Below are 22,445 nucleotides of genomic sequence, written 5' to 3'. Positions count from 1 at the left end.
GCGCGGGCGGCTCAGCCGGTACCGGTGGCGAGTTCGATCTCGTCGGGGTCCGCGGTCGCCGGGGGCGCGGGGTGGGCGGGGGGCTTGGGGCGGCGCCCGAAGAGCTCGGCCGGGGTGGGCATCCGGTGCGGGCGGGGCGGGGTCTGGGGGGCGGTGGGCCGCTCGGCGGGAGAGTCGGTGCTGCTCATCGGGATCCGTCCTCCAACAGGGGTGGGGAGACTGCTCGGGGGTGCGGCGGGGCTCGGTACGGCGACGAGGTGGCGGGGCTGCCCGGTGGTGCGGGCGAGCCGCTCACGGACGGCGGCCTCGGCCAGCGCGTGGCAGCGGCCGGCCAGCCGGGAGCGGCGGGCGCGTTCGCCGTGGCCGCACGGCTGGCGGGTCAGCCCGCGCAGCGCCGTGAGGTCCTCCGGGCCGGGCAGGTAGCCGTCGGTCACGGCCTCCTCCAGGCGTTCCAGGTAGCCGGGGGCGCTGCCGGGCAGGGCGGCCCGGTAGCGCCCGAGGTCGGCGAGCAGGAAGGCGCGCAGCCGGCCGCCCTCCTGGACGGCCTCGTCGATCGCCTCGGTCAGACGCAGCGCGTCCTGGACGTCCTCCGCCCACAGCTCGGCGCCCGGGCCGGCGAACACCGGACGGTCGGGACCCTGGAGGTGGACGGGGACGGCGGGGTGCAGGGCTTGGGCGAGGGCGCGGCGCAGCACGCGGACTTCGTCGGCGCTGAAGGCCATGCCGCCGCGCGATCCGTGTGGCGTAGGCATGGGCTGACACTACGTGAGGAATATCCGATTTGTCGGTAGCGTCGCGCCGACGCCCCGCGTTCGGTCCGGCGGAATCGGCCGCGGGGGTGGGGGAGGACGTGCGTCGGCGCCCCCCGGACAGGCCGGGAGGCGCCGGCGGTGGGCCCTGGGGGCCGGGTCAGCTCGGGCGGTTGCGCTCGTAGACCAGGCGCAGGCCGATCAGGGTGAGCCAGGGCTCGTGGACGTCGATGGTGGCGGCCTCGCCGAGGACCAGGGGGGCCAGGCCGCCGGTGGCGATCACCTGGACGTCGTCCGGGTCCTTGGACAGCTCCTTGGCCATCCGGTCGACCAGGCCGTCGACCTGGCCCGCGAAGCCGTACAGGATGCCGGACTGCATGCCCTCGACGGTGTTCTTGCCGATCACGTTGCGCGGCCGGGCCAGCTCGATCTTGCGCAGCTGGGCACCGCGGACGCCGAGCGCCTCCACCGAGATCTCGATGCCGGGGGCGATCGCGCCGCCCACGTAGTCGCCGCGGGCGTTGACGGCGTCGAAGGTGGTGGCGGTGCCGAAGTCGACCACGATGCACGGGCCGCCGTACAGGTGGTTGGCGGCCAGGGCGTTGACGATCCGGTCGGCGCCGACCTCCTTGGGGTTGTCCATCAGGACGTGCACCCCGGTCTTCACGCCGGGCTCCACGATCACCGCGGGGACATCGCCGTAGTAGCGGCGGGTCACCTCGCGGAGCTCGTGGAGCACGGCGGGAACGGACGAGCAGATCGCCAGGCCCTCCACCGAGGCCTCCCGGACCGCGGTGTGGTTGCCCATCAACCCCTGGAGCAGCACCGCCAGTTCATCGGCCGTGCGGCGCGAATCGGTGGAGATCCGCCAGTGTTCGACCACTTCCTCGCCGTCGAACAGGCCGAGCGTGGTCTGGGTGTTGCCGACGTCGATGGTGAGGAGCATGGGGCGCTTTCTGCGAGTCGGGACGAGGTCAGGAGCGCAGGTCGAGGCCGATGTCCAGGATCGGCGAGGAGTGGGTGAGCGCGCCCACGGCCAGGTAGTCGACACCAGTCTGGGCGACCTCGCGCGCGGTGGCCAGGGTCAGGCCGCCGGAGGCCTCCAGCTTCGCCCGGCCGGCCACCAGCTCGACGGCCTCCTTCAGCTGCGGGACGGTGAAGTTGTCCAGCAGGATCAGGTCGGCCCCGGCCTCCAGCACCGGCGGGATCTGCTCCAGGGTGTCGACCTCGATCTCGACCGGCAGGTCGGGGTAGGCGGCCTTGACGGCCCGGAAGGCCTCGGCGACGCCGCCGGCCGCGACCACGTGGTTGTCCTTGACCAGGGCGGCGTCGGACAGCGCCATCCGGTGGTTGGCGCCGCCGCCGCAGCGCACCGCGAACTTCTCCAGCGCGCGCAGGCCCGGGGTGGTCTTGCGGGTGTCCCGGACGACGGCGCCGGTGCCCTCCAGGGCGTCGGCCCAGGCGCGGGTCGCGGTGGCGATGCCGGACAGGTGGCAGAGCAGGTTGAGCGCGCTGCGCTCGGCGGTGAGCAGGTCGCGGGTGCGGGAGCGGACCGACAGCAGGACCTGGCCGGCCTCGACCCGGTCGCCGTCCTGGACGTGCCGCTCGACCTCGAACTCCTCCTCGCAGATCAGCGAGACGACCGCCTCGGCGATCCGCAGGCCGGCCACCACGCCGGCCTGGCGGGCGGTGAAGTCGGCGGTGGCGACGGCCTCGGCGGGCACGGTGGCCACCGAGGTGACGTCCTCGCCGCCGGCCAGGTCCTCGGCCAGCGCCAGGGTGGCGATGTCCTCGACCTCGATCGGGTCCAGTCCGGCCTGCTCCAGCAGCTCGGCCAGCTGCGGGTCCAGACCGGTCTCGTAGCCCTCGCCGTCCCCGCAGGCGCAGCCGTCGCCGCAGCCGCCCTGGGCGTCGGCCAGGGGGAGTTCCTCGTGGGAGTGGGTCATGGTTCTACTGCTCCTCAGGGGTGCTGACGGGGTCGCCGGAGGCGGTGAGGGTGGTGATCAGGTGGCGCCGCCAGTGGGCGTCGTCGCGCTCGGGGAAGTCCTCGCGCCAGTGGCAGCCGCGGGTCTCCTCGCGCTGCGCGGCGGCCGCGACCAGCGCGGTGGCGACCAGCAGCAGGTTGGCGGCCTCCCAGGTCTCCACCCGCGGGTCGGCGGGCTTCTCCTCGGCGACGTGCGCGTGCGCCTGCTCGGCGAGCAGGGCCAGTCCGGCGGCGGTGCCGGCCATCGAGGCGGCCGAGCGCAGCACGCCGGCGCCGCGCGACATCAGCCGCTGGATCTCGGCGCGCGCCTCGGGGGCGGGCAGTGGCACCGGCCGTGCGGCGCGGGCGGCGGCGGCGTCCACGGAGCGCTCGGGCAGTCCGCCGCAGCGGTGCCGGTCGGTGAGGTCGGCGGCGATCCGTTCGGCGAAGACCAGGCCCTCCAGCAGCGAGTTGGAGGCCAGCCGGTTGGCGCCGTGCACCCCGGTGCAGGCGACCTCGCCGCAGGCGTACAGGCCGGGGACGCTGGTGCGGCCGTGCCGGTCGGTGCGGATGCCGCCGGAGGCGTAGTGCGCGGCCGGGGCGACCGGGATCGGCTCGGTGACCGGGTCGATGCCGTGCGCGCGGCAGGAGGCGAGGATGGTCGGGAAGCGGTGCTGCCACATCTCGGCGCCGAAGTGCCGCCCGTCCAGGTACATGTGCTGGGCGCCCTGCTCCTGCATGCGCCGGGTGATCGCCTTGGCGACGATGTCGCGCGGGGCCAGTTCGGCCAGCTCGTGCTGCCCGAGCATGAAGCGGGTGCCGTGCGCGTCCACCAGGTGGGCGCCCTCGCCGCGGACCGCCTCGGAGACCAGCGGCTGCTGGCCCTCGGCCTCCGGGCCGAGCCAGAGCACGGTCGGGTGGAACTGGACGAACTCCAGGTCGGTGACGGCGGCGCCGGCCCGCAGGGCGAGCGCCACGCCGTCGCCGGTGGAGACCGCCGGGTTGGTGGTGGCGGAGAAGACCTGGCCCATGCCGCCGGTGGCGAGCACCACCGCGCGGGCCCGGACGGCGCCGACGCCGTCGCGCTGGCCCTCGCCCATCACGTGCAGGGTGAGGCCGGCGGCGTGCCCGTCGGCGTCGGTGAGCAGGTCGAGGACGAGGGCGTGCTCGATCAGCTCGACGCCTGGGTCGCTGCGGACGGCTTCCACCAGGGCGCGCGATATCTCGGCGCCGGTGGCGTCCCCGCCGGCGTGCGCGATCCGGCGGCGGTGGTGGCCGCCCTCGCGGGTGAGCAGGATCTCGCCGTCCACGCCGCGGTCGAAGGCGGCGCCGACGGCGATCAGCCGGCGGACGGCGTCGGGGCCCTCGGTGACCAGGGTGCGCACGGCGTCCTCGTCACAGATCCCGGCGCCGGCCACCAGGGTGTCGTCCAGGTGCTGCTGGGGGGTGTCGCCCTCGCCCAGGGCGGCCGCGATGCCGCCCTGGGCCCAGCGGGTGGAGCCGTCGTCCAGCATCGCCTTGGTGACCACCATGGTCCGCAGGCCGGCCTTGCGGGCGTTGAGGGCGACGGTGAGACCGGCCACCCCGGAGCCGACCACGACCACGTCGGTGGTGGCGGTCCAGCCGGGGGCGGGGGCGGTGAGGCGGTGCGTGGCGGACATGGCGTCAGTGGCTCCTTCAGCGCGCGGCGGTCGGGGCCGCGCCGTTGCCGTCACCGTACGCCTTGTCACCGCGGAGCAGCCCGGTGCCCTCCGCGGCCTCGGCGGGGTCGCCGCCCAGACCGGTGATCCGGTTCCGCTCGTCCACGAAGACGATGCTCGGCTCGTAGCCCTTGGCCTCGGCCGTGTCCATCTGCCCGTAGGCGATGAGTATGACCAGGTCGCCGGGGTGGACCAGGCGGGCGGCGGCGCCGTTGATGCCGATCACGCCGGAGCCGCGCGGGCCGGCGATGGTGTAGGTCTCCAGCCGGGCGCCGTTGTCGATGTCGACGATGTGGACCAGCTCGCCGGGGAGCAGGTCGGCGGCGTCGAGCAGGTCCTCGTCCACCGTGACGGAGCCGACGTAGTGCAGGTCGGCCTGGGTCACGGTGGCCCGGTGGATCTTGGACTTGAGCATGGTGCGGAGCATTGCGGGTCACGCCTCCTGTGAGTGCATGCCTGAAAGGGGGAGCTCTTACCGGACGATGATGCGGACGTTGTCGATCAGGCGGGTGGAGCCCACCTTCGCGGCGACGGCCAGCACCGCCTCGCCCTGGAAGCCTTCCGCCGCTTCGCCGAAGTCGTGCGGGTCGATCAGGGCGAGGTAGTCGAGGGTGACGCCGTCGGCCGCGTCCAGGACGGCCGAGGCGGCCTCGCGGACGGCCTTCGGGCCCTGCGCGGCCGCGTCCCGGCCGGCGAACAGCGCCTTGGAGAGGGCGAGGGCCTGCTCGCGCTCGTCGGCGGAGAGGTAGCGGTTGCGCGAGGAGCGCGCCAGCCCGTCCTCCGCGCGGGCGGTCGGCACCCCGACCACCTCGACGTCGAAGTCCAGGTCGGCGACCATCCGCTGGATGATCGCGAGTTGCTGGGCGTCCTTCTCGCCGAAGAACGCGAAGTCCGGGTCGGTGATGTGCAGCAGCTTGGCGACGACGGTCAGCACGCCGTCGAAGTGGCCGGGGCGGGTGGCGCCCTCGAAGCGCTCGCCCATCGGGCCGGCCGACAGGCGCACCTGCGGCTCGCCGTTCGGGTACACCTCGTCGACGGAGGGCGCGAACACCACGTCGGCGCCGTTCTCCTCGGCCAGCCTCACGTCCTCGTCCAGGCTGCGCGGGTAGCGCTCCAGGTCCTCGGCCGGGCCGAACTGCAGCGGGTTGACGAAGACCGTCACCGCCACCCGGCCCTCCTGGCCGACCTGCTTGCGGGCGGCCCGGATCAGCGCGGCGTGGCCCTCGTGCAGCGCGCCCATGGTCATCACGACGGCGTTGTCGACCGGACGCTCGTCCGGCCAGAACGCGGCCTCGAAGTCGTCCACGGTGCGGGTGACGACGGCCCGGTGGACCTTCGGTGCCCGCTGGGGCTTGTTTCGCTGGGCTTTGCCCGCCATTCCTGCACTCCTTCGCTCATTCGGCTGCGCGAGATCCCGCCGCCTTGTCACGCTCTGCCCCGCGCGGTGACGCACCGGGCAGGGCTTGTCCGTCATGAGGCCGCTCCGGCGGCCGAGTGAGAAGCCCCGGCTCAGGCCGGGGAGGAGTCACTGGTGATTCTCCTCGTCGAGAGCGTCCAGCACGGCGGCCGCGGAGTCGGTCGCGAGGGTTCCGTTCGCCACCGCCCGCTGCGCGGTGGCGCGGGCCATCGCCCGGTAGGCCGCCGGGATGTCCGGGGACACCGTACTGAGCTGTGCCAGGTGGCGCCGCACGGTGCCCGCGTCGCCCCGGGCGACCGGGCCGGTGAGGGCCGCGTCGCCGGAGCGCAGGCTGTTGTCCAGGGCGGCGCCGAGCAGCGGGCCGAGCAGCCGGCCGGGCTCGGCGACGCCGGCCGTGCGCAGCAGGTCCATCGCCTGCGCGACCAGGGTGACCAGGTGGTTCGCGCCGTGCGCGAGGGCCGTGTGGTAGAGCGGGCGGACCTGTTCCGGCACCCACTCCGGCTCGCCGCCCATCTCCACCACCAGCGCCTCGGCGACCGGCCGCAGCTCCTCGGGGGCGGTCACCCCGAACGGGCAGCCGGCCAGCCGGTCCAGGTCGACGGAGGTGCCGGTGAAGGTCATCGCCGGGTGCAGCGCCAGCGGCAGCGCCCCGGCCAGGGTGGCGGGCTCCAGGATGCCGACGCCGTGCGCGCCGGAGGTGTGCACCAGCAGCTGCCCGGGGCGGACGGCGCCGGTCGCGACGAGGCCGGCCACCAGGTCGGCCAGCGCGTCGTCCGGCACGGTGAGCAGCACCAGGTCGGCGGCGGCCAGCACCTGCGGCGGGGTGACGATCCGCACCCCCGGCAGCAGTGCCTCGGCCCGGCGGCGGGAGGTGGCGGACACCCCGGAGGCGGCGACCACGGTGTGCCCGGCGAGTTGCAGGGCGGCGCCCAGTGCCGGGCCGACCCGGCCGGTGCCGACCACGCCGACGGCCAGCCGGGCCGGGCGGTTGCCGGGGTCGGTCGGGTCGTTCGGGTCGCCGAAGCCGTCGGCGAGCGGGGCGAACCCGCCGTCGGCGGCGCGGTCGGCACTGTCGGACGTGTTCACGGCCCGGCCCTCGTCCTTAGTTCCTCGTTCCGGTCCTCTTCGGGTACCGGACGTACCGGCCCATTCTACGGGCGCTCAGCCGGTCCTCCACGGGGTGTTCGGGGGCGGGGGTGCTCAGTCCGTCGCCCCGGCCCGGATCAGCCCGGCCTCGTAGGCGAGCACCACGGCCTGGACCCGGTCGCGCAGGCCGAGCTTGGCCAGGATCCGGCCCACGTGGGTCTTCACGGTGGCCTCCGAGAGCACCAGCCGGGCCGCGATCTCGCCGTTCGACAGCCCCTGGGCGACCAGCAGGAACACCTCCCGCTCCCGCTCGGTCAGCCGCCCGAGGACGTCCGAGCCGGGCGCGCTCTGCGGGGTCGGCAGCACCTCGGCGAAACGGTCGATCATGCGGCGGGTGGTGGTCGGCGCGACCACCGCGTCCCCGCCGTGCACCGCGCGGATCGCGGCCACCAGCTCGGTCGGCGGGACGTCCTTGAGCAGGAAGCCGCTGGCGCCGGCCTTGAGCGCGGCGAAGGCGTACTCGTCCAGGTCGAAGGTGGTCAGGATGAGCACGTGCGGGGCGTCGGGCACGGGGCTGCCGTCCTCGGCCAGGCAGATCCGGCGGGTGGTCTGCACCCCGTCCAGGCGCGGCATCCGCACGTCCATCAGGATCACGTCCACCTGGGTGTGCCGCAGTTCCTCCAGGGCCCGGGCGCCGTCGCCGGCCTCGGCGACGATCTCGATGTCGCCCTGCGACTGCAGGATCATCCGGAATCCGGTGCGCAGCAGTTCCTGGTCGTCGACGAGCATCACGCGGATGGTCAAGGTGGCTCCTTCGGGGGGCGTCGGGGGGACCGGGGGGTTAGTGGGCCGCCTTGAGCGGGAGGACGGCGCGGATCCGGAAGCCGCCGCCGGGGCGGGGGCCCACGTCGAGGCTGCCGCTGACCATGCCGACCCGCTCGCGCATGCCGATCAGGCCGTGGCCGAGGCCGTCCGTGCCGCCGGTGGCCAGGTGTTCGTCGGTGCTGCCGCGGCCGTCGTCCTCGACCAGGACGGCCAGCTCGCGCTCGCCGAAGTCGACCGCGACCCGGGCGTGCACGTCGGGGCCGCCGTGCTTGCGGACGTTGGTCAGCGCCTCCTGGACGATCCGGTAGACCGTCAGCTCGACGCCGCGCGGCAGCTCGCGCGGATGCCCGGAGGCCGCGTAGTCCACCTGCAGCCCGGCGGTGCGGACCTGCTCCAGCAGCTCCGGCAGCTCCTCGACGCCCGGCTGCGGCACGTACTCCTCGGCGGTGTCGGCGGTGCGCAGCACGCCCAGCAGACGGCGCATCTCGACCAGCGCCTGTCGGCCGGTGGACGCGATCGTGCCGAGCGCCTCCTTCGCCTGCTGCGGCGAGTTGTCGAGCACGTACGCGGCGCCGTCGGCCTGGACGATCATCACCGAGACGTTGTGCGCGACCACGTCGTGCAGCTCGCGGGCGATCCGGGCGCGCTCGGCGGCCACCGCCACCTTGGACTGGGCGTCCCGCTCGCGCTCCAGCCGGGCGGCGCGGTCCTCCAGCTCGGTCAGGTAGGCACGGCGCACCCTGGTCAGCCGGCCCCACGCCCAGCACAGGATGAACGGGGTGCTCATCAGCAGCGTGATCAGCGCCGCCTCGCCGAAGGAGTACGGGCGGGTGTGGTAGTCCCCGGCGCCGTTGGAGACCGTCTTCATCGGATGGAGCTGCCAGAACACCAGGGGCCCGGCGGCCAGCCCGGCGACCAGCGCCAGCCGGGACGTCCACTTCTGGCCGAAGGCGGCGCCGGTGTACGCGAACACCAGGTAGGCGAGGGCGGAGACGGCCGGGGTGACGTCGGCGGCCACCTGGCCGACGCCCAGGCCGGTGGCGGCCGCCACGGTGACGTCGGGGAAGCGCCGGCGGAAGACCATCAGCGCGGGCAGCAGCACCCCGATCAGGATCTGTGCGTCGAAGCGCCAGCCGTCGCTGACGTTGTCGTTCGGCAGCAGGCTGAGGAACAGCACCACCGCAGCCCAGGCGGCGTCGACCACCATGGGGTGACGGCGGAGCCAGGCGTTGAGTCGATGCACGTCTCCAGCCTAGGCAGTGACTTGGCGTGCCCAGGTCCGCCGGTAGGGCGATCCGTCCTACTCCGTAGGTCGGAGACGCACCGTACCGGTGGGGAGGGCGCGCCCGGCTCCGGGTAGCGTCCCGCGCTATGACTTGGATGCGGTGGGCGCCCGCCATGGAGCAGGCCCTGTACGACCCGGACGGCGGCTTCTACCGCAGGCCGGAGGGCCCCGCCGGGCACTTCCGCACCTCGGTGCACGCCTCGCCGCGGTTCGCCCGCGCGGTGGCCCGGCTGCTGCTGGAGGTTGACGCCGCCCTAGGCCGTCCGGAGGAGCTGGCCCTCGTCGACGTCGGGGCCGGACGCGGTGAACTGCTCACCGGGGTGCTGGCCGAACTGCCCGGCGAGGTGCTGGCGCGGCTGCGCCCGTACGGCGTGGAGATCGCGGAGCGCCCGGCGGGCCTGCCGTCCACAGCCCTGTGGACGGACGAGGTGCCGCGCGGCCTCACCGGGCTGCTGTTCGCCAACGAATGGCTGGACAACGTGCCGCTGGACGTCGGCGAGGTCGACGAGGACGGGGTGCTGCGCTACCGGGAGGTGGACACCGCGACCGGCGGGGAGCGGCTCGGCGAGCCCGTCTCGGCGGCCGACGCGGCCTGGGCCGAGCGCTGGTGGCCGGTCGGGCACCCCGGGGACTTCGTGGAGTTCGGCGGCACCCGGGACGCCGCCTGGGCGCGGGCCGTCGCCGGGCTGGAGCGCGGCCTGGCCGTCGCCGTCGACTACGGGCACACCGCCGACCGGCGCCCGCCGTTCGGCACCCTCGCCGGCTTCCGGGGCGGCCGCGAGGTGGCGCCGGTGCCGGACGGCTCCTGCGACGTCACCGCGCACGTCGCCCTGGACTCCGCCGCCGCACCCGCCCTCCACAGCCTGTGGACAACCCAGCGGGACGCCCTGCGCGCCCTCGGCGTGAGCGGCGCCCGGCCGCCGCTCGCACTCGCCTCCACCGACCCGGCCGGCTACCTGCGGGCGCTCGGCGGGGCCGGCGAGGGCGCCGAACTGACCGACCCGGCCGGGCTCGGCGCCTTCGGCTGGCTCGCCCAGGCCGTCCGCATGCCGGCACCGGAGGCCCTGGCCGCCCTGCCGGGGTGGCAGACTCTGACCTCATGAGGGAGACCACGGTCGGCATCGGGGCGGGAGCCGAGAACTTCACCGGCGAGGCGGGCACCACCGACATGGTGCTCAACATCGGCCCGCAGCACCCCGCCACGCACGGCGTGCTGCGACTGCGGCTGGTGCTCGACGGCGAGCGGATCATCACCGCCGAGCCGGTGATCGGCTACATGCACCGGGGCGCGGAGAAACTGTTCGAGGCCCGCGACTACCGGCAGATCATCATGCTGGCCAACCGGCACGACTGGCTCTCCGCCTTCGGCAACGAACTCGGCGTCGTCCTCGGCGTCGAGCGGATGCTCGGCATGGAGGTCCCCGAGCGGGCGGTGTGGATCCGCACCCTGCTCGCCGAACTCAACCGGGTGCTCAACCACCTGATGTTCCTCGGCTCCTACCCGCTGGAACTCGGCGGCATCACCCCGATCTTCCACGCCTTCACCGGCCGCGAGGACCTCCAGCACGTCCTGGAGGAGGCCTCCGGCGGCCGCATGCACTACATGTTCAACCGGGTCGGCGGCCTCAAGGAGGACCTCCCGGCCGGCTGGCTCGGCCGCGTCCGCACCGCCGTCGCCACCGTCCGCTCCCAGCTGCCGGTCTTCGAGGACCTCGTCCTCGGCAACGAGATCTTCCGCGCCCGCACCGCCGGCGTCGGCATCCTCACCCGGGCCCAGGCCGAGGCGTACGGCGTCAGCGGCCCGATCGCCCGCGCCAGCGGCCTCGACCTCGACCTGCGCCGCGACGAGCCCTACCTCGCGTACGGCTCCGACGAACTGCGGCAGGTGCTCACCGTGGTCACCCGCGAGGAGGGCGACTGCCTGGCCCGCTTCGAGTGCCTGCTGGAGCAGAGCCTCAACTCGCTGGACCTCGCCGACGCCTGCCTCGACAAGCTCGCCACCCTGCCGCCCGGCCCGGTCAACCAGCGGCTGCCCAAGGTGCTCAAGGCCCCCGAGGGCAGCACCTACTGCTGGACCGAGAACCCGCTCGGCATCAACGGCTACTACCTGGTCTCGCGCGGCGACAAGACGCCGTGGCGGCTCAAGCTGCGCTCGGCGTCCTTCAACAACGTCCAGGCGCTGACCGAACTGCTGCCCGGGACGCTGGTCGCGGACATGGTGGCGATCCTCGGGTCGATGTTCTTCGTCGTCGGGGACATCGACAAGTAGGGCCCGGGCCCGCGCGGCGGTTTCTAGGGGCCTTTCGTGGGCCCGGGGGCCCGTGGGCGGGGCCCTCCGCGGGCCCAGCCCTTCTCCGGCTCAGCCCTCCGTGGGCCCAGCCCTTCGGGTGCTCAGCCCTTCTTGGGCCGCTTGGCAGGGTCGGCCGGGTGCGGGGCCACCTTGCGGTCGCCCTTGGTGGCGATCCGCTCCGCGCACAGGCCGGCCAGCACGTCGTACGCCGCCTTGCCCATCAGCTCGGTCAGCTCCGGGCGGTAGCTGACGTACACCGGGTCCGGCCCCTGGTGCGCCGCCGGGCTGCCGGTGCACCACCAGTGCAGGTCGTGGCCGCCCGGGCCCCAGCCGCGGCGGTCGTACTCGCCGATCGAGACCTGGAGGTAGCGGGTGTCGTCCGGCCGGTCGATCCAGTCGTAGGTGCGGCGGACCGGCAGCTGCCAGCAGACGTCCGGCTTCGTCTCCAGCGGCTCCCGGCCCTCCTTGAGCGCCAGTGCGTGCAGCGCGCAGCCGGCGCCGCCCGCGAAGCCGGGGCTGTTCACGAAGATGCACGCCCCGCCCACCCGGCGGGTCTGGCGGTCGCCGTCCTCGTCGAGCATGGTGACGCCGCCGTCGGACGTGATCCGGCCCTCGGCGTCGGTGCCGTGCGCGAAGTTCTCCCACAGTTCGGGCGTCAGCCGTGCCGCGTGGCCGAGGACGCGCTTCTCGTCGTCCTCGTCCGAGTAGTGCGCGCCCAGCGTGCAGCAGCCGTCCGACTCGCCGCGGCCCTCGCGGATGCCGTGGCAGCCCTGGCCGAAGACGCACGACCAGCGGGAGGTCAGCCAGGTGAGGTCACAGCGGAACACCTGCTCCTCGTCGTCGGGGTCGGCGAACTCGACCCAGGCGCGCGGGAAGTCGAGCGGGACCTCGTCGCGGGGGATCCCGCCGAGCGGGGCCTTGCCGAGCGGGGCCGTGCCGCGCAGGGTCGGCATCGCCAGGTCGACGGGGGCGGGGGAGGCCTTGGACTTCTTCTTGGACGTTTCTGCTGGTGCCACCCGGCAAGGGTAGAGCCTTCGGAGCGCTGCCGACCGCCCGTGGCCGGGGCTTTTACGGCGATTCGGTCGGGTGGGCCGCCCGTGCGGCGGGGCTCGGCCGGTGGTCGGTTGGTGGTCGGTCGGGGCCTGGCCGGTGGTCGGCCGGCCGTGAAGGCGGGGTGAAGAGGTCCGCCGGGCGGGCGGTCGGGTCCGGCTTGGTGCCTAGGATGGCGGCCATTCCGCTACGGGGAGGTACGGGGATGGCAGACGGCGGCGGCACGACCGGCACCGGCGGCGGGGAGTTCGTCCTCAAACCGTGGGAACTGCACGGTGAAGGGCGGGAATTCGAGCGGATCGGACGCGAACTGGCGAAAACCGTCGGCGCCCTGGAACGCGACGTCTCCGCTCTCGGCACACCGTGGGGCGCGGACCAGCCCGGCAGCGGCTTCGCCGCCGTCTACGGCCAGGCGCACGGCGAACTCACCGGCGGGCTCCGAGGGTTGGCCGGGCGGTTGGACCAGATCGGCACCGGGTTGCACGCGATGGCCGCCCGCACCACGGACACCGACACCTCGGCGGCGACCGCCTTCGGGCCGGGTGCGGCCGGGCCGGCGAAACCGGCGGCGGTCGATGCGGCGGCGGTCGATGCGGTGGTGGTCAGACCGGCGGCGGGTACACCGCCGGTGGTCAAACCGGCGGTGGCGGCAACCCCGGTGGTGGCGCCGGTCGTCCCCACGGACATGGCGGTCTGACGGCCGGATCCCGAAGGTCTCGAAGGGGGAGCACGTGTCCCGGAAACTGCCCGCCGAACTCGCCCCGCTCCTGGCCAGGACCGGCCACCCCTGGCCGCAGGCCGACGAGGACGCCCTGCGCCGGGCGGCCGGACGCTGGCGGGAGTTCGGCACCGACACGGAACGCCTCACCCGCCGCTGCGCCGAGTCCGTCCTACGCGTCACCAGCGACAACTCCGGCCACGCGGTGGACGCCTTCGGCGCGTACTGGCGGGCGTTCAGCGGCGGCGGCAAGGGCCACCTCGACGATGCGCACGCCGCCGTCGGACTGGTCGCCGGGGCCTTCGACAAGGCCGCGCGGGCCGTCGACGGCTGCAAGTCCGAGATCATCGCCACCCTCCAGGGGCTCGCCGCCGAGCTCAAACAGGCCGAAGAGCAGGCGGCCAAGGCGAAGGAGGCCGCCGCCAAGATCGCCGACGCGGCCGCTGCCAAAGGCGACGCCGCCAGGCCCGGGAACGGCGTGATCGGCGGGCTGGAACAGCGCGCCGGCGGCGTCGCGGACACCGTGCGCGGCACCGCCACCCGGCAGGTCGCCGGCGGCGTCGCGGTCGTCGCCGTCGAGGCCGCCGGGCTGAAGATCGGCGGGCTGCTCGACGAACTCGGCCGCGGCATGAAGGACGCCCTCGCCACCGCCCTCAAGGAACCGGCCGTCGTCGCCCTGCTCCGGCTCGGCGCCGCGCCCGGGGCCACCGCCGCCTCGTACCGCACCACCTCCGGCGCCTTCGACCCGCGCGCCGCCGGCCTGCCCGCGGCCCTCGGCGAACCCGGCGTGCTCGCCGCCGACGGCACCGGGCTGGTCCTGCTCGCCGGGCAGGACGGAAAACCCCTGGTCGGCGTTCTCGGGCTCACCGTCCAAGTCGACGAGACCGGGCAGCCCGTCCTCGGCCAGGACGGCAAACCGGTCATCCTCCGGGCCGACGGCACCCCCGTCCCGGACTCCGCCGGGCTGCTCGTCGTCACCGGGCCGGACGGCAAGCCGGTCGTCGGCGTGGCCGACCCGGCCGTCCGACTCGACGACCACGGGCGGCCGGTGCTCACCGGACCGGACGGCCGGGAACCGCACGGCCTGCCGCTCACCGACCCGACCGGGGTGGAGGGCCGGGCCGCCGACCCGAAGGCGGCGAGTGTGGTGGCCGCCGCCGTGGCCGTCGCGCCCGAGCAGGTGGCGGTCGCGGGCGGGACGGACACCGTCGTCTCCGGCGGCGCCTCTCCGGGCACCCCCGCCGCAGCCTCCGGCGCCTCGTACGCCGTCGGGGGCTGGTCGGGGCAGAACCGGGCCGTGCCCGGCGCCGACCAGTCGCCGCCCGCGCGGGCCGCCGCACCGGCCCCCCGGGGCGGTGGGGGTGGCTGGTCGGACGGTGACTACCCGCTCCAGCCCCCCTCGCGCGGTGGCGGTGGCGGTGGCGGTGGTGCTGGCGGTGGTGGTGGTGCTGGCGGTGGTGGTGGTGCTGGCGGTGGTGGTGGTGCTGGCGGTGGTGGCGGAACGCCCGTGACCGTACGGACCGACTCGCTGCTCGCGCCGTCTGCGCCCACCTCCGCCGCCTACCCGTCGTACGCCCAGGCCCAGGCCCCGGCCCCGGAGACGTCGGCGGCCGGCCGGCCGATCCAGGTGATCGGGCACGTCAACGCACCGTACGGCTCCCCCTCCCCGGGCGGCGGTGGCGGCGGCCTCGTCGGGCCGGGCCCGCTCGCGGGCGGCGGCGGATACGCCGGGCACGCGCCGGCGCCGTTCGGCAGCGGCGTCGGCGCGGGGGCCGCCGGTCCCGGGCCGTCCGGAGTGATCGCGGCGCCCGCTGGCGGCACCCCCGCCCCCGCCCCCGGCGGTCCGCAGCCCTCCGCCGAACCCCGCCCGGGCACGGCCCCGCCCCGCACCCCCGGCGGTGCCGCGCCGCACCCCGGCACCGCGCCCGGACCGACCGTCGCCCCGCCGCCCCCGGCCGCGCCCCCGATCGTCGGCACCACTCCGATCCCCGGCCGACCCGAACCCCACCACGCCGACGGCCGCCGCCGGGACACCGCTCCGTCCGCCGCCGACGCCTCCCTCGCCTGGGGCGCCGTCCCGGTCGCCTCCGCCCATGCGACGGCCCTCCAACTCGCCCTGCGCGCACGGCACGGAGCCCACCCCGACGGCCGGGCCGCCCCGGCGCGCACCATCGCCGACAGCCGCCCCTACGGCCGGCCCGGCGGGCTCGGCCCCGTCGACCCCGAACACCAGGCCGAACTCGAACGCCGCGCCCCGCGCGACGCCGACGGCCGGCCCCACCGCCACCCCGATCCGGCCGCCGGCGGCTGGACCGAAGCCGTCAACGACGGTGGATACCGCGAACCCGGCCGCGCCAACAACAGCCTGGAGATCGCCCTGTCCGCCCTGGACAGTTACGCCGGCCGCCCCACCTGCGCCGCCCCGCGCATCCCCACCGAAGGCGACGCGGGCGAACGCGGTGGCCGTAACCGCGCCGAACGCGAACTCGGCACCTGCTTCCGTGACCTCGGCGACGGCGGCCAGGCCTTCGGCCGCCTCGCCGCCGAACTGTGCCGCTCCGGCCACGGCTCCCAGGCCCTCGTCCTCACCCTTGACACCCACGGCCGCCCGCACGCCTGGAACGCCGTCAACCACCAGGGCGCCGTCATCTACCTCGACCACCAACTTGCCCGCCAGAGCCGCACCCCCCTCCACCCCGCCACCCACGGTCTCTGGGCCATCACCCTCACCCCCGAAGGCCACCCCCTCGACCTCACCCCCATCCCATGACCCCACTCACCGCCACCCCTGGCCCCGGCCCAGACTCTGCCCCTGTTTCACGCGCTGCTGTGCGCAGGAAGTCGGCCTGCCCGACTTCCTGCGCACAGAGCCCTTTCCGGTCGGCCAACTATGTAGACCGGTCGTCATATTCGGAACGGGGGCGTGGAGCAACCTGGAACCCGGCCAGGGGAGGGCGGCGCGCAGGAAGTCGGCTGGGCCGACTTCCTGCACGGAGGCCGGTGGTGGCGCCAGTGAAATATGTAGACCGACCGTCATATTCGGTGCGGCGAACGGAGGCGGTGTACGGGAAGTCGGTTGGGACGACTTCCCGTGCAGGAGGAGCGATGGTGACTCCGGTGAAATATGTAGACCGACCGTCATATTCGATGGCGCCTGGAGGATGGTGCGCAGGAAGTCGGGCGGGCCGACTTTCTGTGCAGAGGTTGATGGTGGCCTCAGCAGAATATGTAGACCGACCGTCATATTCTGCCCCGGCCGTGGCGGTTGGGGGCGGGTTGGAGACGGCGCGGAGGGGGCGGGCTCTGGGTAGGGCGGGGGGTGCCGGGTTGTGGTGCGGCCGGGGATGGTGGGTGGGCGAGTGGACGGGACGAACGGGGCGGTGGCTGGGTGATTTCGCGGGCGCAGGCGGTGGAGGCGGGGCAGCGGTGGGTCAATGGAGATCTGCCGCAGGGGGCTGGCGGGGTGCGGCGCGTGGTTGCGTACGAGTTCGAGCTGGGATGGGTGGTGTGGGCGGAGCCGCCACGGGTGGGAGTGGATCCGCGGACGGGGGAGCGGCGGGCACCTGAGGAGGTCGGGGCGGCGTGTGCCGTGGTGGACCGGGAGAGCGGGCGGTTCACGGTGTGGCCGTCGGTGCCGGTGGACGAGGTGGTCGGGCTGTACCGGGATTTCGTGGGCGCGGGCGGGTACGACCCGGCGCGGCCGCCGGTGACCGGCCGGGGTGCCCGGGCGGAGCTGTCGTACCGGGACGGCGCGGGCGAGGTCCGCTCGCTGGCGCTGCGTTCGGCGGCAGGGCTGCCGCATCCGGCGCTGCGCGGCTGGTGGTGGCTGCGCGAGCAGGGGGTGTCGGCCGAGGACGTGCTGGCCGTCCGGACCGACCTGCGGATGAGCGCGCTGCCCGGCGGTTACTGGGCGTACGCGCTGGCGGCGGAGTTGCCGCAGGTCCGGGTGGACTTCGAGCTGCCGTACGGGCCGCGGTTCGACCACCGGGCGGCGGCCGTACGGGCGTTGCCCGCGCCGCCGGACGGGCCGGCCCGCAACCGGGTGCCGTTCCCGCGGGCGGTGGCGCCGGTGCCCGCCGAGCCGGACGCCGAGCTGGACACCGAGCCGGACGCCGAGCCGGACGCCGCGTTGGCGGCGCGGTTGGCCGCGACGTTCGGCCCGGGGGGCGTGCGGCGGTTCGACCCGGCGGACGTGGCGCGGGCGGAGCTGCCGGGGGAGGCCGCCGCGCTGCTGTCGGCGGTCGGGGTGCCGGTGGCCGTGGACGGCTTCTTCGCCCTGCACCACCCGGGGGCGGGGGCGATCACGGACGGTTCCCGGGCGGGCGGGGTGCTGCCCCCGCTGGCGGGGTGGCTCGCGGCGGCGGGTCGGGGCGCCCGGGCCGCGGAGCGGGAGCGGCTGGCGCTGGCCGGCCGGTTGGTGCTGGGGACGGACGGCCGGGCGCTGGTGACGCTCGACGTGGCGGGCGGCGCGGTCCGGGCGGTCGATCCGGACTACGCGACGGCCCGGTACTGCAACGCCGATCTGCGGGCCTTCGTCCGCTGCCTGGCGGTGTTCGCCGAGCGGTTGCCCGCAGCGCGCGGGCCGGCTCCGGCGGAGGCGGGCCCGGCGGTCGAGGTCTTGCAGCGGGCTTTGGCGGAGGTGGACGGGACGGTCTTCGACGATCCGGAGAACTGGTGGGCCGTCATCGTCGAGCAGCTGTGGGACGGTCTGCTGTGAGCCGGCTTGCCGTGAGCAGGGGTTGCCGTGAGCCGGGTTGACGGGACCCGTCCGGGTGATCCGGGCTGCGCCGCGGCGACGGCGGGGACCGGATGGCCGCACGCTGAAGGGAACCGAGCGGCACTGTCGGGTTGTCAGATCAGTTTGATGATCTCGCACTGACCCGTATTGGATGCCCTGGAGCACCCCGCACCACCCCGCACCACCCCGGAACACCCCGGCCCACCCCGGAACACCCCGGCCCACCACTGGAGCACCGAGCCGTGACCGCCTCGCCCCGCGCCGCCCAGACGGCCGTCCTCGCCGCCCTCGCGGTCCTGGCCGCCGGGTGCGCCTCCGCCCCCGCACTGCGGGCCCGGTCGGCCGCCGCCGCGCCGGTGTGCGACGCCCCGGTGGTGGTCGGCCACCGGGGTGCCCCGCGCAACGCCCCCGAGAACACCATGGCCTCCTTCGAGACCGCCCTCGACCAGGGCGCCGACTGGCTGGAGACCGACGTCCAGACCACCCGGGACGGCGTCCCGGTGCTGATGCACGACCCCACGGTGGACCGCACCACCAACGGCAAGGGCGCCATCGCCGACCTGACCGCCGCCCAGATCGCCGCCCTGCGGGTGACCGTCGGCCCCGGCTCCGCCGAGCCCGTCCCCACCCTGCAGGAACTGCTCAAGCGCCTCTCCGACAGCAACGCCACCCTGCTGATGGAGATCAAGTGGCAGCGGGCCGAGGACGTCACCCGGATCGCCCGGATCGCCGCCGCCAGCGGCGCCCGGGTCGTCCTCTACTCGTTCTCGGCGGAGCACCTGCGCCAGGCCCACGCCGCCGCGCCCGCGCTGCCGGTCGTGCTGATCCAGGGCTCCGCGATCGCCGAGGACCCGGGTGATCTGCCGCTGCGCGGCATCGCCCTGGACGCGGCGCTGGCCAGCGCCTCCCGGATCGCCGCCGAGCGCAAGGCGGGCCGCGAGGTGTACGTCTGGACGCTCGACGACGAGGAGTCCTGGCAGCTGATGTCCGCCCGGGACGCCGACGGTCTGATCACCGACACCCCGGGCCGGGCCCGCCGCTGGGTGGACGCCAACTGCCGTACCGAGCGCCGGGCCGGGCCGCGCGGCCACTGAGGCGTCCGGTCGTCGGGCCGCTCGGTCACCGAGGCACCCCGTCACCGAGGCACCCCGTCACCGAACCGAAGGGCGCGATACGACCGGGACCAGTGTGAATACGGTCGTGACCGGTTTCGCCCGGGGCCGGATCGCGTAGCGTGGAGAGTTATGCGACTCGGTGTACTCGACGTAGGTTCCAACACCGTCCACTTCCTCGTGGTGGACGCCCACCCGGGTGCCGCCCCGCTGCCCGCGTACTCGCACAAGGCCGAACTGCGCCTGGCCGAGCTGCTGGACGACGACGGCGCGATAAGCGAGGCCGGCGTCGAGCGGCTGGTGGGCCACGTCGCCTCGTCGCTGCGGGTCGCGGAGGACAAGGGCGTCGTCGACATCCTGCCGTTCGCCACCTCCGCCGTCCGGGAGGCCGCCAACGGCGAGGAGGTGCTGCGCCGGGTCGCGGCGGAGACAGGGGTGGAGCTGCGGGTGCTGTCCGGGCAGGACGAGGCCCGGCTCACGTTCCTGGCCGTCCGGCGCTGGTTCGGCTGGTCCTCGGGCCGACTGCTCAACCTGGACATCGGCGGCGGTTCGCTGGAGATCGCCTGCGGCCTGGACGAGCAGCCCGACGTCGCCTGCTCGCTGCCGCTGGGTGCCGGCCGGCTCACCGCCCGCTGGCTGCCCGGCGAGGTCGCCGACCCGGACAGGCTGCGCGGGCTGCGGCGCCACATCCGGGCCGAGATGGCCACCGTCGTGGGCGAGGTCGCCCGGCTCGGTGCGCCGCAGCACGCGGTCGCCACCTCCAAGACCTTCAAGCAGCTGGCCCGGATGACCGGCGCCGCCCCCGCCGACGCCGGCCCGTACGCCGACCGCCGGCTCACCCGTAGCGGGCTGTCCGCCTGGCTGCCGCGACTGTCCTCGATGACCGTCGAGGAGCGGGCGCGGATTCCCGGTGTCTCCGAGGGCCGGGCCAAGCAGCTGCTGGCCGGGGCGCTGGTGGCGGACGCCGCGATGGACCTGTTCGGCCTCGACGAGCTGGACGTCTGCCCGTGGGCGCTGCGCGAGGGCATCATCCTGCGCCGCCTGGACGCCATGGACAGCTCCGCCGACCGCCGCCGCCCGGCCCTCACACCGTAGGGCCCTCACGCCGTAGGGCCCGTACGGCGCCCGGTCCGCACGGCGTAGGGCCCCATGGCCCGTCCGGCGGTTCCGGCCGGGGCCGCCCGGGGATCCGGTCCCGTTCGGAGCGCGGTCCGCTTACGCTGTCTCCCGTGGCGCAACCAGCGGGCGAGGACGGGACGCGGGAGGGCCGCGCTCCCGGGGACGGGCAGCCGCGGCCGGACGGCCCGCGCCGCAAGCTCGGCAAGGCGGTCAAGGGCGCCACCGGGACGCAGGCCGCGAAGGCCGTCGAGGCGGCCCGACGCACCGGGCGGAAGACCACCGCGCGCAAGGCCGCCGAGAAGCCTGCCGCACCCGAGGCGAAGCCGCCCGCGGAGGACACGTCCGAGGCGAAGGCGCCCGCCGGCAAGAAGCCCGAGCCGAGGAAGCCCGAGCCGAGGAAGCCCGGAACTCGGCAGCCCGGAACGCCGAAGGCCGCCGCGACCGCCGCCCCCCGGGAGACCCGCACCGCCCGGGCCGCCGGCGCCGCCAAGGCCGCCGTCCAGTCGGTGCGCTCGGTCAAGGCCGCCCGGCGCGACGCCGCCCGCCCGCCGCTGCTGCGCACCACCGACCGGCTGGTGCTGCCCTCGCACCCGGCCCTGCACATCCCCGACACCAAGGTGGTCCTGTCCACCGCGTCGGTGTACCCGGCGAGCACCGCCGTCGCCTTCGAGCTCGCCGCCAAGCTCGGCTACGACGGGGTCGAGGTGATGGTCTGGAACGACCCGGTCAGCCAGGACATCGACGCCCTGCGCCGCCTCTCCGACGCCCACCAGCTGCCGATCCTGGCCGTGCACGCGCCTTGCCTGCTGATCACCCAGCGGGTGTGGACCACCGACCCGTGGACCAAGCTGGTCCGGGCCCGGGCGGCGGCCGAGAAGCTCGGCGCGAGCGCCGTCGTGGTCCATCCGCCGTTCCGCTGGCAGCGCCAGTACGCGCGGGACTTCGTGACGGGCATCAACCGGATGGCGGGCGAGACCGACGTCCGCTTCGCGGTGGAGAACATGTACCCGTGGCGCTACCGCGACCGCGAGGTGCTGGCCTACGCCCCGGGCTGGGACGTCACCGACGAGGAGTACCGGCACTTCACCATCGACCTCTCGCACGTCGCCACCTCCCGGATCGACGCGTTCGCCATGGTCGAGCGGATGGGTGACCGGCTCGCCCACATCCACCTCGCCGACGGCAGCGGCTCCGGCAAGGACGAGCACCTGATCCCGGGCCGCGGCAAGCAGCCCTGCGCCGAACTGTTGGAGCACCTGGCCCGTACCGGCTTCGACGGCCACGTGGTGCTGGAGGTCAACACCCGCCGTTCCGCGTCCCCCGCCGAACGCGAGGCCGACCTGGCCGAGGCGCTCGCCTTCACCCGCTTGCACCTGGCCACCCCCTCGCGCGTACGCTGAGGAGCCGCGCCCGGCTGGGTGCGAACTTCCTTGCAGAGGGGGAGACATGACGGAGAAGCAGGACTTTCGGGAGGTTGCCGAGAGCTTCGGCGGGGTCGCCGCCGAGTACGACCGGGGCCGCCCCGGCTACCCGGACGGGCTGTTCGACGCGCTGGAGCGGCTGTCCGGCCGCGGTCTCAAGGGCGCCCGGGTGCTGGACGTCGGCGCCGGTACCGGCATCGCCACCCGGCTGCTGGCCGCGCGCGGCGCCGACGTCGTCGCGGTGGAGCCCAACGCGGGCATGGCCGCCCAGTTCCTGGCCTCGTCGGCGGGCCTGCCGCTGGTCAGGGCCGGCGGCGACGAACTGCCGTTCCACGACGACTCCGCGGACCTGATCAGCTACGCCCAGTCCTTCCACTGGACCCACCCCGAACGGGCCGTCCCCGAGGCGATCCGGGTGCTGCGGCCCGGCGGCGCCCTCGCCGTCTGGTGGAACGTGCACGACGAGACCGTGCCCTGGGTCCGGGCCCGGGTGGAGCGGCTGAGCGCCGCGCTGCCCGGCTACCACGGCTACGGCCGGATCGCCGAGTTCACCGCCCTCCTCGCCCCGGCCGGGCTGACGGTCGAACGCGCGGTGCTGCGCTGGGACCGGCGGATCACCGTCGACCACGTGCTCACCGACCTGGTCTCCCGCTCGTTCATGGCCGCGCTCTCCCCTGCCGAGCGCGAACCGGTGCTGGCCGTGGAGCGGGAGGCGATGACCGCCGAGTTCCCCGACGGCTGGGTGGTCGAGCCCTACGTCCTGGAGCTGGCGGTGGGGATCACCCCGGCCTGAGCCCCGTCCCGCCCGGCCTGACCCGCGCCCCGCCCCGCCCGGCCTGACCCGCGCCCCGCCCAGGCCGGCACCCGCGCCCCGCCCCGCCCGGGCCGGCACCCCCCGCCCGGACCGCGCCGCGGACGGACGGCCCGCCCGCGTGACCGCATCGCGGACGGACCGTCCGCCGCCTGGACGGC

General features: G+C 75.1%; 19 protein-coding genes. 9 read left to right on the top strand and 10 right to left on the bottom strand.

Annotated elements, in window-relative coordinates:
• Positions 1 to 11 precede the first annotated feature (11 nt).
• From ACIPLC_RS01370 to ACIPLC_RS01330, 9 genes are all read right to left on the bottom strand, one after another.
• Positions 12 to 752 (bottom strand): hypothetical protein, encoded by a 741-nt coding sequence (locus ACIPLC_RS01370; protein ID WP_400469616.1) that lies wholly within the window; start codon positions 750 to 752, stop codon positions 12 to 14.
• Positions 753 to 909: 157 nt separating this feature from the next.
• Positions 910 to 1,695, bottom strand: a complete 786-nt coding sequence (locus tag ACIPLC_RS01365) for a type III pantothenate kinase (RefSeq protein ID WP_400469614.1) — start codon at positions 1,693 to 1,695, stop codon at positions 910 to 912.
• A gap of 28 nt (positions 1,696 to 1,723) precedes the next feature.
• Entirely contained in the window at positions 1,724 to 2,695 is a 972-nt protein-coding gene (gene nadC, locus ACIPLC_RS01360; RefSeq protein WP_400469611.1) for a carboxylating nicotinate-nucleotide diphosphorylase, read from the bottom strand.
• 4 nt (positions 2,696 to 2,699) lie between these two features.
• Entirely contained in the window at positions 2,700 to 4,373 is a 1,674-nt protein-coding gene (locus ACIPLC_RS01355) for an L-aspartate oxidase (protein WP_400469608.1), read from the bottom strand.
• Between the two features lie 16 nt (positions 4,374 to 4,389).
• Positions 4,390 to 4,839, bottom strand: a complete 450-nt coding sequence (gene panD, locus ACIPLC_RS01350; protein WP_400469606.1) for an aspartate 1-decarboxylase — start codon at positions 4,837 to 4,839, stop codon at positions 4,390 to 4,392.
• Positions 4,840 to 4,884: 45 nt separating this feature from the next.
• Complete coding sequence (panC, locus tag ACIPLC_RS01345; RefSeq protein WP_400469603.1) at positions 4,885 to 5,790, bottom strand: pantoate--beta-alanine ligase; 906 nt, start codon at positions 5,788 to 5,790, stop codon at positions 4,885 to 4,887.
• Positions 5,791 to 5,937: 147 nt separating this feature from the next.
• Complete coding sequence (locus tag ACIPLC_RS01340; protein ID WP_400470623.1) at positions 5,938 to 6,804, bottom strand: Rossmann-like and DUF2520 domain-containing protein; 867 nt, start codon at positions 6,802 to 6,804, stop codon at positions 5,938 to 5,940.
• Positions 6,805 to 7,029: 225 nt separating this feature from the next.
• Positions 7,030 to 7,719 (bottom strand): response regulator, encoded by a 690-nt coding sequence (locus ACIPLC_RS01335; RefSeq protein WP_400469600.1) that lies wholly within the window; start codon positions 7,717 to 7,719, stop codon positions 7,030 to 7,032.
• Between the two features lie 37 nt (positions 7,720 to 7,756).
• The gene (locus ACIPLC_RS01330) at positions 7,757 to 8,983 is read right to left on the bottom strand and encodes a sensor histidine kinase (protein WP_400469597.1); all 1,227 of its coding nucleotides are present in this window, start codon (positions 8,981 to 8,983) and stop codon (positions 7,757 to 7,759) included.
• Between the two features lie 128 nt (positions 8,984 to 9,111).
• On the opposite strand from ACIPLC_RS01330, the gene ACIPLC_RS01325 reads away from it, so the two are divergent.
• Entirely contained in the window at positions 9,112 to 10,128 is a 1,017-nt protein-coding gene (locus ACIPLC_RS01325; RefSeq protein ID WP_400469594.1) for an SAM-dependent methyltransferase, read from the top strand.
• Positions 10,125 to 11,294, top strand: a complete 1,170-nt coding sequence (locus ACIPLC_RS01320) for an NADH-quinone oxidoreductase subunit D (RefSeq protein WP_400469591.1) — start codon at positions 10,125 to 10,127, stop codon at positions 11,292 to 11,294. The genes ACIPLC_RS01325 and ACIPLC_RS01320 overlap by 4 nt, the downstream gene beginning before the upstream one ends.
• Positions 11,295 to 11,416: 122 nt before the next feature.
• On the opposite strand, the gene ACIPLC_RS01315 is transcribed toward ACIPLC_RS01320, so the two are convergent.
• Positions 11,417 to 12,268 carry a hypothetical protein gene (locus ACIPLC_RS01315; protein ID WP_400470621.1) on the bottom strand — a complete coding sequence of 284 codons (852 nt, stop codon included), beginning with the start codon at positions 12,266 to 12,268 and terminating at the stop codon, positions 11,417 to 11,419.
• Between the two features lie 302 nt (positions 12,269 to 12,570).
• Here ACIPLC_RS01315 and ACIPLC_RS01310 point away from each other — a divergent pair, with 302 nt between their 5' ends.
• The 7 genes from ACIPLC_RS01310 to ACIPLC_RS01280 all read left to right on the top strand — a co-directional run bounded on the left by ACIPLC_RS01310 (position 12,571) and on the right by ACIPLC_RS01280 (position 22,266).
• Positions 12,571 to 13,062 carry a hypothetical protein gene (locus tag ACIPLC_RS01310; RefSeq protein ID WP_400469588.1) on the top strand — a complete coding sequence of 164 codons (492 nt, stop codon included), beginning with the start codon at positions 12,571 to 12,573 and terminating at the stop codon, positions 13,060 to 13,062.
• 34 nt (positions 13,063 to 13,096) lie between these two features.
• Positions 13,097 to 15,853, top strand: coding sequence for a toxin glutamine deamidase domain-containing protein (locus tag ACIPLC_RS01305; RefSeq protein WP_400469585.1), 2,757 nt, complete (start codon positions 13,097 to 13,099; stop codon positions 15,851 to 15,853).
• A gap of 702 nt (positions 15,854 to 16,555) precedes the next feature.
• Entirely contained in the window at positions 16,556 to 17,800 is a 1,245-nt protein-coding gene (locus tag ACIPLC_RS01300) for an SUKH-4 family immunity protein (RefSeq protein ID WP_400469582.1), read from the top strand.
• A gap of 263 nt (positions 17,801 to 18,063) precedes the next feature.
• A complete protein-coding gene (locus ACIPLC_RS01295; RefSeq protein ID WP_400469579.1) occupies positions 18,064 to 18,915 on the top strand; it encodes a glycerophosphodiester phosphodiesterase in 852 nt (283 codons plus the stop codon).
• A gap of 150 nt (positions 18,916 to 19,065) precedes the next feature.
• On the top strand, positions 19,066 to 20,028 hold the full coding sequence (locus ACIPLC_RS01290; RefSeq protein ID WP_400469576.1) for a Ppx/GppA family phosphatase: 963 nt from the start codon (positions 19,066 to 19,068) through the stop codon (positions 20,026 to 20,028).
• A 596-nt stretch (positions 20,029 to 20,624) separates the two neighbouring features.
• Entirely contained in the window at positions 20,625 to 21,452 is an 828-nt protein-coding gene (locus ACIPLC_RS01285; protein WP_400470619.1) for a sugar phosphate isomerase/epimerase family protein, read from the top strand.
• 46 nt (positions 21,453 to 21,498) lie between these two features.
• A complete protein-coding gene (locus ACIPLC_RS01280; RefSeq protein ID WP_400469573.1) occupies positions 21,499 to 22,266 on the top strand; it encodes a class I SAM-dependent methyltransferase in 768 nt (255 codons plus the stop codon).
• Positions 22,267 to 22,445 lie beyond the last annotated feature (179 nt).

Source organism: Kitasatospora sp. NPDC086801 (assembly GCF_044745805.1).
Taxonomy (GTDB): Bacteria; Actinomycetota; Actinomycetes; order Streptomycetales; family Streptomycetaceae; genus Kitasatospora.
The sequence above is the reverse complement of the archived record's forward strand: the minus strand, read 5'-3'. Positions and strand labels throughout refer to the sequence as shown.